The sequence below is a fragment of the Aureispira anguillae genome, assembly GCF_026000115.1.
Taxonomy (GTDB): Bacteria; Bacteroidota; Bacteroidia; order Chitinophagales; family Saprospiraceae; genus Aureispira; species Aureispira anguillae.
This window is the reverse complement of sequence record NZ_AP026867.1, coordinates 6621048-6637099: the sequence shown is the minus strand read 5'-3', so window position 1 is coordinate 6637099 and position 16052 is coordinate 6621048. Positions and strand designations below refer to the sequence as shown.

The 16052-nt window shown below is 36.3% G+C and carries 13 protein-coding genes; 4 read left to right on the top strand and 9 right to left on the bottom strand.

The features are described 5' to 3' along the window. Window positions 1-533 precede the first annotated feature (533 nt). Window positions 534-2147 carry a response regulator gene (locus tag AsAng_RS25975; protein ID WP_264790056.1) on the top strand — a complete coding sequence of 538 codons (1614 nt, stop codon included), beginning with the start codon at window positions 534-536 and terminating at the stop codon, window positions 2145-2147. 3 nt (window positions 2148-2150) lie between these two features. Here AsAng_RS25975 and AsAng_RS25970 read toward each other — a convergent pair whose 3' ends face one another. From AsAng_RS25970 to AsAng_RS25930, 9 genes are all read right to left on the bottom strand, one after another. After that, entirely contained in the window at window positions 2151-2789 is a 639-nt protein-coding gene (locus AsAng_RS25970; protein ID WP_264790055.1) for a M23 family metallopeptidase, read from the bottom strand. A gap of 29 nt (window positions 2790-2818) precedes the next feature. Then, a complete protein-coding gene (locus AsAng_RS25965; protein WP_264790054.1) occupies window positions 2819-3433 on the bottom strand; it encodes an SPFH domain-containing protein in 615 nt (204 codons plus the stop codon). Then, complete coding sequence (locus tag AsAng_RS25960) at window positions 3434-4012, bottom strand: uracil-DNA glycosylase family protein (RefSeq protein WP_264790053.1); 579 nt, start codon at window positions 4010-4012, stop codon at window positions 3434-3436. It lies immediately after the preceding gene. 20 nt (window positions 4013-4032) lie between these two features. Beyond that, the gene (locus AsAng_RS25955) at window positions 4033-4860 is read right to left on the bottom strand and encodes a GNAT family N-acetyltransferase (RefSeq protein ID WP_264790052.1); all 828 of its coding nucleotides are present in this window, start codon (window positions 4858-4860) and stop codon (window positions 4033-4035) included. Between the two features lie 526 nt (window positions 4861-5386). After that, window positions 5387-5767, bottom strand: coding sequence for a hypothetical protein (locus AsAng_RS25950; RefSeq protein WP_264790051.1), 381 nt, complete (start codon window positions 5765-5767; stop codon window positions 5387-5389). A gap of 292 nt (window positions 5768-6059) precedes the next feature. After that, a complete protein-coding gene (locus AsAng_RS25945; RefSeq protein ID WP_264790050.1) occupies window positions 6060-6824 on the bottom strand; it encodes an ABC transporter ATP-binding protein in 765 nt (254 codons plus the stop codon). A gap of 48 nt (window positions 6825-6872) precedes the next feature. Further along, window positions 6873-7562, bottom strand: coding sequence for an MlaE family ABC transporter permease (locus AsAng_RS25940; protein ID WP_264790049.1), 690 nt, complete (start codon window positions 7560-7562; stop codon window positions 6873-6875). Window positions 7563-7810: 248 nt separating this feature from the next. Next, a complete protein-coding gene (locus AsAng_RS25935; RefSeq protein ID WP_264790048.1) occupies window positions 7811-8959 on the bottom strand; it encodes an alginate O-acetyltransferase AlgX-related protein in 1149 nt (382 codons plus the stop codon). A gap of 5 nt (window positions 8960-8964) precedes the next feature. Further along, window positions 8965-10377, bottom strand: coding sequence for an MBOAT family O-acyltransferase (locus AsAng_RS25930; protein WP_264790047.1), 1413 nt, complete (start codon window positions 10375-10377; stop codon window positions 8965-8967). Window positions 10378-10660: 283 nt separating this feature from the next. Between AsAng_RS25930 and AsAng_RS25925 the strand changes: the two genes are divergently transcribed. The 3 genes from AsAng_RS25925 to AsAng_RS25915 all read left to right on the top strand — a co-directional run bounded on the left by AsAng_RS25925 (window position 10661) and on the right by AsAng_RS25915 (window position 16037). Continuing rightward, complete coding sequence (locus tag AsAng_RS25925) at window positions 10661-12565, top strand: AAA domain-containing protein (RefSeq protein WP_264790046.1); 1905 nt, start codon at window positions 10661-10663, stop codon at window positions 12563-12565. Window positions 12566-13016: 451 nt separating this feature from the next. Then, window positions 13017-14903, top strand: a complete 1887-nt coding sequence (locus AsAng_RS25920) for an FG-GAP-like repeat-containing protein (RefSeq protein ID WP_264790045.1) — start codon at window positions 13017-13019, stop codon at window positions 14901-14903. Beyond that, window positions 14904-16037 carry a hypothetical protein gene (locus tag AsAng_RS25915; RefSeq protein WP_264790044.1) on the top strand — a complete coding sequence of 378 codons (1134 nt, stop codon included), beginning with the start codon at window positions 14904-14906 and terminating at the stop codon, window positions 16035-16037. Window positions 16038-16052 lie beyond the last annotated feature (15 nt).

The window sequence follows — 16052 nt, the reverse complement described above, 5'->3', positions numbered from 1 at the left end:
TCTTTTATAGCTGTCAACAAAGGATGCTCAAGGGATAACTCCAAGCTTAGAGGTAAATTAAAATTTATTGGAAGAATTACTTTATGCACCAATTTTATTTGGATAAAAAATGAAAAAAAAAAATTATTATATGAGGATTTTGTTTTTTCGTTTTTTCATTATACCTTAATATATAAATCATCCAAATTTTTCTCTAAGTTTAATTAATTAAGTATTAATTGGTTCTATTCGTCTAACTATATTAATCATTGCTCTTACAATTTGTTTGTAAGAGTAAGTGTTGTTGTTTTATAGACAAAAGACTGAATCAATTAATAGGGTATTAATTTTATCCATCTACTTACTTATTTAAATAGTTTAAACCATTCCCACCCTAATCAATATCCCAAAAATGAAACCGACAGCGTTAATACACAGCAATATTGCTTGAACAACAAACCATGCACAAAAAAAACAATGTACCTGATAGGCATCAACAGATAATTTTCAGGAATACTTGCTATATCAGCATATCTTTATGTTTGATTGGCTTTTTGACAAATAGTCTAGTGCTCAACAACTTTTCGATTGCGCTACTAGCAGCCGTTTCAGGCATACTACTGGCCGTTATTTATTATCTTACCAATGCTAAAAATTTAAAGCTAGGCATCTATCTATACCTACTTATCACCTTAGCATCTATCAATTTCGCTTGGTTTCAAACCAATGGCGTTATGGGGTCGGTTCCTTTTATGTTCATTATTTTTTCTACCGTAGTCACCACTATAGCACTAAAAAATTACATTCACTTTTTATTTTTAGTCATCACGAATGTTTTAATATTAGTGCTCATTCAATATTACTACCCACAAACCATTCTTCAATATTCTGATATTACAATACAAAAATTAGACATTACCTTTTTTACATTTGTAACGATTTTACTTTCTAATATTGCGATTGTGTTTTTCAAGATGGAGAGCACAAAAAAACAAACTAGGCTTGAACAAAAAAACTTAAAGCTAGAAGCTTCACAAACAGCCTTACAAGTTGCGAAAGAACGAGCTGAAAAAGCGAATCGTATCAAGTCTGATTTTTTATCCGTCATGAGCCACGAAGTTAGAACACCGCTCAATGCTATTTTGGGAATATCCAACTTGCTCAATCAATATCAATACGATAATCAAGAAAAGAAAAAATTGGTAGATGCATTAAGTAGCTCTACACAAGAATTGCTAAGCTTACTCAATGATGTTTTAGATTTTAATCAATTAGAAACAGGGCAAACGGTTATTACCCCTACCGTCCTAGATCTAAAATCTTTTCTTCAAAACATACAACATGCTCATACCCCCAAAGCAGAAGAAAAAGGCATTGACCTAATTTTAGATATTGCTTCTAACGTCCCTGATAGTGTTTTAGTGGATGGCATTAAACTCCAACAGATTTTTAGCAATTTGATTTCCAATGCCATTAAATTTACTCCTAAAGGAAGTGCAACCATCAAAGTTCAAAATACACATGTAGAGGAAAATGTATCTAGCTTGCTCTTTGAGGTAATTGATACAGGAATTGGTATTCCTCCAGATTATCACCATAGTATATTCAAAGAATTTACTCCCATTCCCAATAAAAAAAGCACTCCTAGCGGTATTGGTTTGGGGCTAACAATTACAGCAGGTTTGCTAAAACTTATGGATAGTGATATCCAAGTAGAAAATACTCCAGAAGGTGGCGCTCGTTTTTATTTTACCTTAAAATGCCCCCTTGTACCTACTAAAGATAAAGCAGAAGAAACAGCGATTCCTTCCTCCAAAATATTGCTAGTTGAAGACAACAAAACCAATGTTTTAGTTTTGACACACTTCTTAAAAAAATGGGGAATTTCTTATGAAGTAGCAACAGATGGACTTGAAGCATTAAAGGCATTTAGAAAACAATCCTTTGAGCTGATCTTAATGGATATGCAGATGCCCAAAATGGATGGTTTTGAGGCAACACAAGAAATTAGAAAAGATGATGATGCGATTCCCATTATAGCATTAACAGCCTCTGCCACTACGCATGAAAAACAACGAGCAAAAACAGCGGGGGTTAATGATTATATTACCAAACCATTTGACCCTAAGCATTTGCTACAAATCATCAAAAAACACCTTGTCACTTAAGCATCAAGGACGATGCTCTTTAATAAATACCGTTGGATCTAAAAAACCATCGTAATAGCTTGAATAGCCTCCACCTATTTCCATTTCTACGCTGTCTCTAATTTCCAAATGCAAATGAGCATAATATATGCCTCCTGCATTTCCTATTGTTGCAATTTTTTGCCCTCGTTTGACTCCCTCCTTAGATTGAATTAGAATGCTATCACAATGTGCATAAATAGATTCGACATAGCTTGTATCATTCAACTTGTGCATCACTCGAACTACTTTTCCCCATCCCCCACCGATATCTTCGGCAAAGACCACATAGCCATTTGCAATAACATAAATAGGATCTCCTAGGTCTGAATTCCCCCCAGTAACAGCATTCCAGTCATCGCCTAAATGGTTATTGACTTGAAAGGGTTGAGCATTATAGTAGCCCTTAGCATCTGGTTTGCCTACAGGAAAATCAAACCCATCACAAAGGTAATCGGGATGCTTAAGAAAATAACGCTCCCACTTGCTCAGACTATCTAAACGCACTTGAACAGCTGTTGGCTCAGTGGTATCTCCATCATCAATTGAATTGGATGTTGTTGGGCTTTGACAGGCAAATAACACAGCCCAAAAACCAATGCTCCATACCCATTCTTTTATCATTTCATTCTACTTTAGTATACGATTATAAGCTAGGGTTGATTCAGTATTTTTTTTAGATTCTGATACCCCTTTGCATCCAAAACGTCATAATCAACATCATAGGCATCTAAGGGTAAATGTTTAAATTCCACCACATTAATACGATTTAATTGATATGATCCTAAGTCTTCATCCAAATATTGAATTAGTCCCATTTTGAATCGCTCCTGCTGTTCATACAATTCTTGATAATCAAATGTTTTAACAACCTGCGTAATCGCCTCTTTTAATTTAGGTTCAAAGGAATTTTGTAACATATCTTTGAAACTCGCTTCCTCTTGATCTATCATTTGAGCTGCTTTTAGGACATCCCAGCTAGTGTGCTTAATTTGAACCCAAAAAGTCAATTGTATATTGATACGTATATGGTCTTTTGCTCGTACACTAAATGCTCCTGTCTGATTGACCAAGACTCGTTGTTCAGAGATGCTAATTTTTGTAACTTGATGAACAATTGGGTAAGCCAAAAAGCTTCCTCTAAAATAAACTTTTTGCCCCCCTAAACCAGAGCGTATCATGGCAAAACCTTCTTTTACTTGATAAAAAGCATTTGTCCAAATTAACCAACCAAAAACACTTATTAATGCAATTAATAGTCCTATCATTCAACTCTTTTTTAATATCTCATGAATACGTTCTTGCAATAGCGGTACGACATTTTTTTCGAACCAAGGGTTCTTTGAGAGCCAAAATCGGTTTCTAGGTGAGGGATGTGGAAGCGGAATAAATGCAGGAAGATATTCTTCAAAAGATCGAACTGTTTCTGTTAGGTTTTTCTTTCTATCTTGGGCTAGATAATACTTTTGGGCATATTGCCCTATCAGTAAGGTTAATTTTAGTTCGGGCATTTTTTCCAACAAAGCTTGATGCCATAATGGAGCACATTCAGGTCGAGGTGGCAGATCCCCTGTTTTGCCCTTTCCTGGATAACAAAATCCCATTGGAACAATCGCAATTTCTTCTTTATTGTAAAATGCTTCTGTTGTAATCCCCATCCATTTTCTCAATTGTACCCCACTTGGATCATCCCAAGGTATCCCCGATTGATGCACTTTTGTACCTGGTGCCTGCCCCACTATGAGAATTCTACTTTTGGGGTCTGCGGCAACAACAGGGTTAGGCCCCAAAGCTAAGTTGGCAGCACAGTGTGTGCAAGCTTTTATGTCTTTTAGTAATTTTTCCACAACTCCAATCTATAAATTAATTATCCAATTCTTAACTCCATTTCATATTGATTAATAGAATTTGTCAAATTCAATGCTTCCAACTGCTCAACCAAAACCGTTCGTTGAGCATTAACATTATTAATGCTTACATTTCTAGTGCATTGTGCGATGCCATCAAATATCAATGCCCAATGTTTGGGTTCTTGAGTATTGTAAATTTCAAACTGAGGAAGATGCCCTGAGATAGGATTCACAACAAAAAAACCAACCGTTTCCCCTTTATTCAATACTTCATAACATTCATAAATTCCCTTTGAAGCTTTCAAAAGAGCAGCGTTAACATTATCCCAAGCGTAGAAATGTTGTGGAGCGGTTTTAATCGTTTCCAAATCAACAGCTTTTATTGATGTTTGATAAAGCGATAGGGGTAGTTTCCCTTTAAAACAGCGATACGATTTAGCAATGGAAAAGCCAATTCGTTTATAGACATGAACAGCTCGATCATTTTTTTGGATCACCTCCAAAGCGCAAATACTTATCCCTCTTATTTTTAATAAAGGTAGTGCATATTGATACAATTGATCCACAATTCGCTGCCCTCTATATTTAGAAATGACTCCTGTTCCTGTATTAAAAGCAACTAAGTCGCCTCCAATATAATCAATACCATTAATAATAAAACCAATCAAATTATTGTCTTTATCAAACATTCCATAAGAATATTCCCAGTCAACTCTAGCACACTGAAACCGATTGCTCCAATAGGCAACATCTGAAGGCATGGTTACAAAGTAACCATCAAAAGCCATTAGAATGGCAAAAACAATATCTTCTAAATTGGTATTACTAAGATTACTAATATGCATTTGACCTCTAATTATTGAAAATTCTTATCTATTCCATTCCTCCCCCCTCAATGGGTCAGGAATATAAACTAACTCAATTGTAACGTTATGCATAGGTAAGATAAGAAAACTTCAACGCATTATTGATCATTGCCAATATATTTTGTAATCACTATGGTGAGCTTTTAATAGTGTATAAACTGGGGTCCAAAACCGACAAATCTACGATAACTTTTCCTTGATATAATCTTTCGCTCAAATGGTTGTGGGTAAGCAGTCTGTTGATTTGCCTTTTTCCTAGTTGTTCAAGACTTCAGGTAAAATCTAAGGCTATATTATTTAGAATAATAAGAAACTGAGCCAAACGAGCGATTGTAAATTTAAGCCCCCTTCTGCAATCAATGACCTTGCAAATGCTTAGTGTAATCCATAAAATAAATGAACGATTGTTTTGGAGAAAAGAGTTCTATGGACAAGGAGGAGCATAACAACCTACTACACCACAGTAGATTGAAATTAAGCTAGATGGAGTAATAAACTATCTTTATTATGTTTCGCTTATTAAATCAGGATTCACAACCTCTACCATCAAAACATTATTGATTAGCGATAATTCTCTAGCAACTTCATTCGGAAACTCTATCATTTCCTTAGATTCTAAGGTAAATCCTTTGTTTAGTTCATCAATCTCAAAAGTATTGATTAGCTCTAAGTCATATACAGCCATGAATGTCTTTAAATAACTATCGTTATCCTTCATGATCTCTGTTAAATCTCCGTTGTAGTAAATAATGAATCGTAAAGGCTTTTGTTCTACTAAATTAGAAGAAGTAGAAGGAGCTATCGTATGAGCCGAAATTTGTCCTCCATAAATAAGTGTAGAAAATAGAATAGTAATGACAAGAAGTATTCTCTGTGGTGTTTCCATTTTTGTAACAATGTGGTGTTTATCAATAGGGGATTTGCCTATAATAATGTCAAAATCAATCCAAAATCAAAAAACGCTAATAACTAAAGATATACATATTTCCCTAAATATAATATATTCCTATTTTGAAATAGTTATTCCTATTTTAGTCGATCTCTCAATTTGAAACAAAAAGCTTCTTTTAACTCAATTAGCATTAATCTAAGTAATTATTTATCATCCCTTAGCCTACACACATATAAAAAAAACGCTATTCTAAAAAAAGCAAATAGGCGCATATTTAGCAGAAGGTTTACACCTTGTTATTCGCTGCATCTCGTAAACGTTGTAAAAATGGAGATGCAAAAATAAAGTCTTGCAGCAATTCATTATCACTAGACATGACTTCATGTCGATTGCCAACCCATGCCAACTCGCCCAAGTGAACCAAGTTGATATTATCTCCTATTTCCATCACCGAATTCATATCATGCGTATTGATAACCGTTGTTATTTGGTTTTCGGTTGTAATGGTTCGAATGAGTTCGTCTATTTTCATAGAAGTAGTAGGATCTAGCCCCGAATTAGGTTCATCGCAAAAAAGATATTTAGGGTCAAGGATAATTGCTCTAGCAATTCCTACTCGTTTTTGCATTCCACCACTCACTTCAGAGGGATACTTATTATTACTTCCCGTTAATTCTACCCGATCCAGTGTTTGGTTTACCTTATCGGCCTTTTCTTTCCACGTCAGATTCGTAAACATATCCAAAGGGAAACGCACATTTTCTTCTACTGTCATAGAGTCAAACAAAGCAGAACCTTGAAAAAGCATCCCCATTTCTGTCCGAATGGCTTTTCGTTCTTTTGTACTCAAAGCCGTAAAATCAGTATTACCATACCAAACAGTACCAGAAGTAGGTTGAATCAAACCAACCAAGATTTTAAGCATTACCGTCTTTCCAGCACCAGACTTTCCAATAATCAAATTGGTCTTTCCTTGCTCAAAAACAGTTGAAATTCCTTTTAGAACTTTCTGTTCACCAAATTCCTTTTTTATATTTTCAATACGAATCATGCTAAATACTTAAATTTTGAAGGGAGATATTATTGCCAAGTCTAACGATTAGGTCAACAACAAGGCCAATATATAATCTGCTAGTAGGATTAAAATATTACTAATAACAACCGCACTAGTACTAGCCCGTCCCAGTTCGATGCTACCCCCTGTTACAAAGAAGCCTTGATAACATGAAATAGAAGTTAACAAAAAGGCAAAAACAATCGCTTTAATTTCCATCATCCAAATATTATAAGGATCAAAAAAGGCTCTTAGTCCTTGCATAAACTCTGCTTCAGAAACTAAATTTCCTACGGTACAAGCAACATATCCACCCGCCATTCCCATAAAAGCAGACAACACAACCAACATTGGGATAACGGTTATGGCAGCAATAATTTTGGGCATCACTAAATAAGCAGTTGTATCAACTCCCATTACCTCCAAGGCATCTATTTGTTCCTTTTGGCGCATTCCACCCAACTCTGCTGCAATATTTGACCCAACTTTACCCGCTAAAGCCAAACAAGTAAATGTTGGAGCCAATTCTATGATCATAATATCTCGTACAATATAACCAATGTAATATTTGGGAATAGAGGAAGATCCCAGTTGGTAGGCAAATTGAATGGCTGTTACCGCCCCAATAAAAACAGAAACTAAACCAATAATAACCAATGATCCAATACCAATATCTATCATTTGGCGGGTCGTTTCTTTCCAATACATGGACAACTTCTCTGGACGGGCAAACATATTCTTAATGAATAACAGGTAGCGTCCGAAATGGAAAAACAAGTTCAATGTTCTAGTATTTTTGTTAAATAAAACTTCCTTGTGAGTTTATGATCTAACTGATAAATCACAGTTGATCCCACAACTTGTTAAGTTGCAACAAAACTCGCACTTTTTTAAGAAAAACTCCTACTTTCTATAATAAAATCCTCAATTCTCCATCAAACATCAATCCACTTCCTCGTTCTTTGTTAAGAAAAGACAGAAAACTAGTGGATAGAATCTTCTAATAATAAAAGGTTGTCCAAATCCCTTTCTATAATTTCTAAAATTACAATATCGGGCTGTTCTATCTTTATTACCTCCTCATCAAACAGCCTCCAGATATACACCGTTTCGCCAAACGTCTCGTTCATAAACTTCATTAAATTGGTAAAAAAGGAATCCCTAAAGGCCAATACCTTTATTTTATTAGCTGTTGAGGTATAATTAAACACATAGTTTTTGGTATTCTTAGGTACAGCAAGCGTAGATTTTTTCTCTTGAGCAATGCTATTTTTAGGTTGGAGTACAATTCTTTCCTCCTTTACTTTGATGTTTAGCATTCCTGTCAAATCTTCTTGGTCGCTAATTTCCGTTAATAATTCAAAACTATCCAAAGTCGGTATTAAAAGCTTAGGGTATTGTTGTTTTATACTTGACGCTAATGCCTTATACCCCCAATAAGCTCCATAATCATTCCAGTGCGTATTCGTCTTATGATAAAGTCGTTGGATAGGTGTTTTGGGAAAAGAATCTGACAGATCTATAAAATTTAGTTCTTCTGGATTGAAGAGGGCCTTTAATTGTTCCAATTTTGTCAATTGCTGGCTTTTTTGAATGGGTAATTCTTCGCCATAGATCGAATGTTTGTTGGGCGCTACGGCGACATAAAAATCAATATTCCTTGCTTTTAGCCATGCCTTTTTTTGCAACAACTTTTTCTTTATCTTTTGCAACTCTTCCTCCTTAAAAGCATCTATACCTTTTGATTCTGTAATCACATTCGAATAGCTATTCCCCAAAAAGAACCACCCATTATTTCCTTTGACTACTTTACGTGGAAGCGCATTCACTCCAAATAGATTGGTTTGAATAGCATAATAGCTCTTAAACAAACTGGCTTTCAGCACAAAGTTATCGCTATAATATTTATCATAGGCATCCTTAAAACCAATAACATCTCGATAAAACCCCAATGCAGTACGCAAACTCCCTTTACCTGCCCTACTCTGCTCCAACGAGAATGTTGGTCGTGCTTTTAATCTTCTATTTTCTGCCTTACTATCATTAAATGATACGCCTATCCATTGAAAAAATAAAGGCAAACTAATAATTAAAGCAAAAATGATTATCGTTCCTATTTTTATTTTTCTCATTGCTCTTAAAATCTAAAATAAATAAATGGATTATAGGAATCTGCCCCTAAATGAATGATCGACAAAACAAACAAGGCAAATAGCATAACTATACGTATCATTGCTCCTGCTGGTTCCTGAGTTTTTTTATCAAAATAATGGTAAACAGGGAAAGAAAATACGATTGCTAATAAGGAAACGATAAAGGTGTAACTATTGAGATATAAAAAGCTCAAATAGCTATTTGTTGCTGCTTCGCCTAGGGATGGAACAAACATTTGTTGGAGATATCGCATTGCATCAGGCAGGGTTTCTGCCCTAAAAAAGACCCACCCCACTAAAACAACCACCAAGGTATATAAATGCTGCAAAGGTTTCCATAGTTTGCTTAAAACCTGATCAAAACCGATCCGTTCTATCACAATAAACAATCCATGGAACAAGCCCCAAATAACAAAACTCCAACTGGCTCCATGCCACAAGCCCGTTACAAAAAACACAATAAAAAGATTTCGATAAAGCTTTATTTTTCCGACTCTACTCCCTCCCAAAGATATATATAGATAATCTCTAAACCACGACGAAAGGGAGATGTGCCAACGCCGCCAAAACTCTTTGATACTGGTTGAGATATAAGGGTAATTAAAGTTTTCTAAAAATCGAAATCCAAACATTCTTCCCAATCCTATTGCCATATCAGAATAGCCTGAAAAATCAAAATAGATTTGAAAGGCATAAGCGATTATTCCCAACCAAGCAAAAGGCGTTGAAACATCCGCTGTATTAAGGGCAAAAATACTATCTGCAATAGCAGCAAAGGTATTCGCCAACAATACTTTCTTGGCCAAGCCCACAATAAATCGTTCTACCCCGATAGAAAAATCATCAATAGAAAGTTGTTTAGCTTCCAATTGCTCATTAATATCGGCATAACGAACAATGGGTCCTGCTACCAATTGTGGGAACATCGTTACATAGGTGGCAAAATTGATAAAATTTTTATTGGCTTTAACCGTTCCCCGATAAACATCTATGGTATAAGACAAGGTCTGAAAAGTATAAAAACTAATGCCGATTGGCAATGCTATTTGTGGAAGGTTTTGAATGGTAGCATTCGTGAATCCTAGGGTTTCAATAACGTAGTTAAAATTGTCAAAAGCAAAATTGAAATACTTAAAAAACAATAGAAACGACAAATTGGTCGCTATAGAAATTGCCAATCCTGTCTTGCGGTTGCCTCGCTCAATTAATAACCCACAAGAAAAATCAACCATTGCAGATAGCAGCATTACTACTACAATTTTATCCTCCCCCCAAGTATAAAAGATCAAACTTACAATCAATAAAACTAGATTTTTGAGCTTATGAGGGGCTAAATAATAGAGCCCTAATGCGATTGGCAAAAAAGAAAACAAAAAAATTGCACTACTAAAAATCATAATAAAAACTGATCTATAAATGGATGGTTACAAGAATTATGGTCATTTCTAGCGAAAAGTAAATTCGTTCAAAGATATAAAAGGGCTTGATAAAACAGGTCTTTAACGCCTGTTTTGTCTCAATATTTACATTCTTTACACCAAAACATAGAAAACTTGTCCTTTTTGCAAATTGATAGCGACAACAAGCTTATTACCACAAAAATCAAGAAAAAGGATAAAACTCCTTAACTTGGGACAAAAGATACCCGATTACCAACACCAATAACGAATCGCTTAATTTATGACAACACAAGAAGAACTTGACCACTTACTAGATTTATTAAAACAAGAAAAAGAGGAAGAAAGCAGACAATTTGATGAACTGCTCAAAGAGTTAAGTATCCAACAACGGATTCAAAAAGGAGCTTGTTGGTATCCTGTACAAATAGAAAGTTCTGGTTGGAGTTTGGGAGAACATCCTTTTATTGTCGTAGAGCGAACCAAACACATAGACAAACCGCATAAATTTCGTTCTGGACAAGTGGTGAGTATCTTTTCTGAAAAAGTGCTTGGCGATAATACAGAAGAGAAGGGCGTTATTTATTTCATCAAACGGAACCGTATGAAAATTATTTTATATGGTACTCAGCTTCCTCGATGGATTTTAGGGGGAAAAATTGGCATCCAACTCAATTTTGATGAACGTAGTTATCAAGAAATGGAACGTGCCGTCAAGATGGTTAAAGCGGCAAAGAATGATCGTTTGGCAGAATTGAGAGAGGTTTTATTGGGCAAAACGCCCCCTTTGTTTGATCGAGAGCATCATTATTTCGAAATCCCACACCTCAATAAATCTCAAAATGATGCCGTACAAAACATCCTTGCTGCCGAAGATGTTGCCATCATTCATGGTCCTCCTGGCACAGGCAAAACTACCACTATTGTGGCGGCTATTCAGCAACTCGTCAAGCGAGAGTCGCCTATCCTTGTTTGCGCCCCCTCCAATTCTGCCACAGATTTGTTAACGGAGAAATTAGCTCAAACTGGTCTTAATGTTGTTCGTATTGGCAATGTTTCTAGAGTAGACGAAAGTCTTTTGCAGCACACCATGGAAGGCATCCTGCAAGCACTTCCTGAAATACAGGAGGTCAAAAAGATGAAAATTGAAGCAGCAAAAGTACGACGCAATGCCGAAAAATTTAAACGAAAATTTGGCGCAAAAGAACGCCAAGATCGTAGAGATAATTATAGAGAAGCAAAGGATTTGATGTATCAAGCCAAAATGTTGGAAGACTATATTATTGACAAAACGTTACGAGAAGCAGATGTTATTTGCAGTACGTTGGTTGGTGCTGTCAGTCGTCACATCGAAAAAATGACCTTTAATACAATTATTATTGATGAGGCTGCTCAGGCACTGGAACCTGCCACTTGGATTCCTATTTGTAAGGCCCAAAAAGTTGTTCTTGCTGGCGACCCGTTTCAGCTCCCTCCTACGGTCAAAAGTATAACTGCTGCCAAAAATGGATTTAGCACAACACTGCTCGAAAAAGGCGTTCAACGCCTAGAAAACGTTAACTTGCTCGATACCCAGTATCGAATGCACAATACCATCATGGGCTTTTCCAATCAGCAATTTTATGACCTTCAACTAAAGGCAGATACAGCCGTCGCAACTTGGCAATTGCTGCTTTCGGATGGAAGCCCCTCCGCCCCTATGGAATTCATTGACACAGCAGGCTGTGGTTTTGAAGAAAAAGTTAATCCTGAATCTCAAAGTTATTACAATCCAGAAGAATATTTTGTATTGCGACAACATCTGGACAATCTATTAGTAATTGTTGGGGATCAACCGATTTCTATTGGCATTATATCTCCTTATAGGGAACAGGTTGTCGCTATCCAAGATGCCATTGTTAAGGATTTTGATCATTTTCCTGATGCCAACATAGAAGTCAACACCATTGATGCCTTTCAAGGGCAAGAACGAGATGTTATTTATATCTCTATGGTGCGTTCTAATGATGCAGGGGAAATTGGATTTTTGAAGGATACTCGTCGGATGAATGTTGCCATGACTAGGGCCAAAAAGAAGCTGATTATTATAGGAGATAGTGCTACTTTGGCTAGTTTTCCATTCTATAGTCATTTTTTGGACTATGTGGATGCTAAAGGGGCATACGGATCTGCTTGGGATTGGCAATAATTTATTATATTAGAGTTAAATATTCCATGAAGCTAACTAAGTACACGATACTAAGCTACTTTTGATAAAATAGTTTTGTTGTTGTTTTGGAATGCCCCATTTATTCTAAAAAGGCATTCCATTCCCCAAAGACAACATTCTAACCAAACACTTAACCCAATTCTAAAAACAATTGTTCTTTGATCCCACAAGCTCACGCAGTAGCAACGCAATTAATCCTGTGCACTCCTAAACGTTCTTTTCTATTATTATAAATCATGTAATATAAGGACTTACGAGCTATATTTTTTCTAAAGAGAAGCAATAAAAGCTTAACCTTTGTTAGCGTTTAGTCCATGGTTTACTTTATGTCTTGCTATGCATGCTGTCCGTGGCTTTAGTCTTTATGCTATCAGCATAAGCCGCACGGCAAACGCTGTTCGGGATGTAAAAGAGCCAAAACTATTTTATTATGTTCCCAAAATTATTTACCCTTCCCTTCATGGGATTTTTATTGTTACTCCTAACCTACTCAACCGTTAGTTATTCCCAAACCACCTTTAGTGATGTCACTTCAAGCATAGGGATTGACCATTACCATCAAACCGATGATATGGGAGGCGGACTTGCTATTTTTGATTATAACAACGATACCTTTCCTGATATTTTTTACACTGGGGGTTTTCAACGAGCTGCTCTATACAAAAACAACGGAGATGGCACTTTTACAGATGTCACCTTAGCGGCAGGATTAGGATTTACCGATTCCGTTGCGTTTATTGCCATTGTAACTGGAGACATTGATAACGATGGCTATCGAGATATTTATCTAGGAACGGAAGGAAAGGACCCTAATTATTTGCTCCGAAATAATGGGAATGGCACTTTTTCGGATATTACGACATCCGCTGGCGTTGCAGGCGATAGTTCTTGGACACTAAGTGTCACTTTTGGCGATTATAACAAAGACAGTTATTTAGATTTGTATGTTAGTAATTATGTAGACACAGCTGATGTGGCTTTTGATTCCCTAGGAAACTTTATTGGTTTTACACACATTTGCCACCGAAATATTCTTTTTATGAATAACGGCGACAACACCTTTACCGATGTTACGACCAATATGGATGTTGCCGATTTGGGTTGTACCCTTGCTACAGTATTTACCGATTATGACAGCGACCGAGATGTTGATATTTTTACAGCCAATGACTTTGGGCAATGGATCGTTCCCAATGCCTTATACCAAAATAACTATCCTGGTTCATTTAGCGATGTTAGCATGCCTTCTAATATCAATTCTAAAATGTTTGGGATGGGAATTGCCATTGGCGATTATGACCAAGATTTGGACTTAGATTACTATGTTACTAATATTGGCAGAAATGTATTGAACAAAAATAATGGCGATGGTACTTTTACCGATACAACCAATGCCGCAGGTGTCACCAATCAATGGATATTTCAAGACTCCTTACATGCGACAGGTTGGGGAACGGGTTTTATGGACATAGACAATGACAGTTATCTTGATTTGTATGTTGCCAATGGCTTAATTAATGCCATTCCTGAATTGTTGACTAGTCATATAGATCCTGATAAATTATATCACAATAATGGCGATGGTACTTTTTCAGACATCAGTGCATTGATTCCTGTAGACTCTTTAGCGACTAGCCGTGGGTTTGCTTATGGAGATTATGATAATGACGGGGACATTGATTTATTCCCACTTCCTAGCTTAACCGATCACACGCATGACACGATTAAAGTACTTGTGCTTCGCAATGATCTCAACAACAATAACAACTGGCTCAAAGTATCTTTAACAGGTACCGTTAGCAATCGAGATGCTTTTGGCGCTCAAATTTTAATTTATGTCAATGGAAAATCTTGGGTGCACGAAATTTCGGCGGGGGGTAGTCATTGCTCGCAACACAGTTCTATTGCCCACTTTGGATTGGGGACTGCTAATTTGGTAGACAGTTTGGTTATCAATTGGCCCAATGGTATCACTGAGCGGCTTGCCAATATCAACTCCAATCAAACGCTGTATCTAACAGAAGGCTTAATTTCTACTATAAATTCTCCTTCTCAAAATACGCTTAATTTTATAGCTTTTCCCAATCCTGCACATGAACAGCTTAATATTCGCTATCGCTTGTCTCAAGAACAAGCCACCGAATTAAAACTAATCAATGCACTTGGGCAAATTGTTTGGCAACAACACAATGGTCGTCAACAAGCTGGTCAATACAATTTGACCATCCCAATTCAGGCCTTAAACAGTGGAATTTATTGCATAGAGTTCGCCAATAAAAACAAAGCTTCCACGCATAAAATAATTATACAACATTAAATGAAAGAAGTAGCCATATTCCATACCCTTGCCCATGTGTTTATTGCGTTTACTGGAGCAGTATTATTATTAGCCATTTGGTATAATATCCGCAAACGCTTTAATACTAGATTTGAAGAAGACAATTCTCAACAACGAGTCGACAAAGGCTTAGTTTATTTGAGTTTGGCCTTATTCGTTTGGGTTGGTTCTGGAATATGGGGTTACTTGGGCAATAATTGGGATTTTGAGGGCAGTGCAGTTTATTTGTTAGGAGTAAATTTGTTTTCTACCCTCAACAATCTATTTATATTATTAGCCCTCTTTTATTTTTCTCACGCCCCTCATTTTATTTATAACAATGAGAAAAACATCAGCAAAATTATTGCACTGATTTTGTTCGTTACCTTATTAACAATTGGATTAAATCTAAGTGTTTCGTCCAAACATTCGCTGCTTAACATTCCTGCCATTCCAGATTTATTAGCGTCTAGTTTTGTCTGTTATTTATTGTCTTATTCTCTGTACAAAACGTTTGTTGATCGGGACCTAAAAATCGTTGCTTATATTGCCGTTCTTGCCGTTGCCTTAATGTTTGCCTCCCAACTGCCTGAGGTTTTTGTTCAGCTCAACAATGGCTTTGCCAATAAGCTCATCAAAATTATTGCAAAAACATCTTTGATTGCCATTTTTTTAGTACTAGCAACCAGTTGGGTAATAGAACTAGCCAACACCCCTCGACCAAGTGAAATGATGTTGGAGTTTTTAGATTGGTCTTTGATCAAAATCACCATTCCATCCAAAGGTATTTATGCCAAAACAATTGATTTTGGTTCTAAAACTACTCAATATAAAAATCTACTAAAATTCGCCCTACGTAGAAAATGGGGAGAGGGACAAGAACAATGTATTCTTGTTGGCGGAGCAGGAGAACTCAAAAACCAAACTTACCTCAGCAGAATTATAGAAAATTGTAACCGCATACTTAATTTGCCAGAGGACGAAAAACTAGAGCGGAGAGATATTTTCACCTTTATTGGCAATGGTCAATACCGTCTTCGGATGCTCCCCCAACATATCCTAATTGAAAATGGCTTGCTAGAAGAATTTTCAAAACACCCTGATAATCAAAACTATAAAACCTTTTGTAATTAATTGTTATTCAATTTC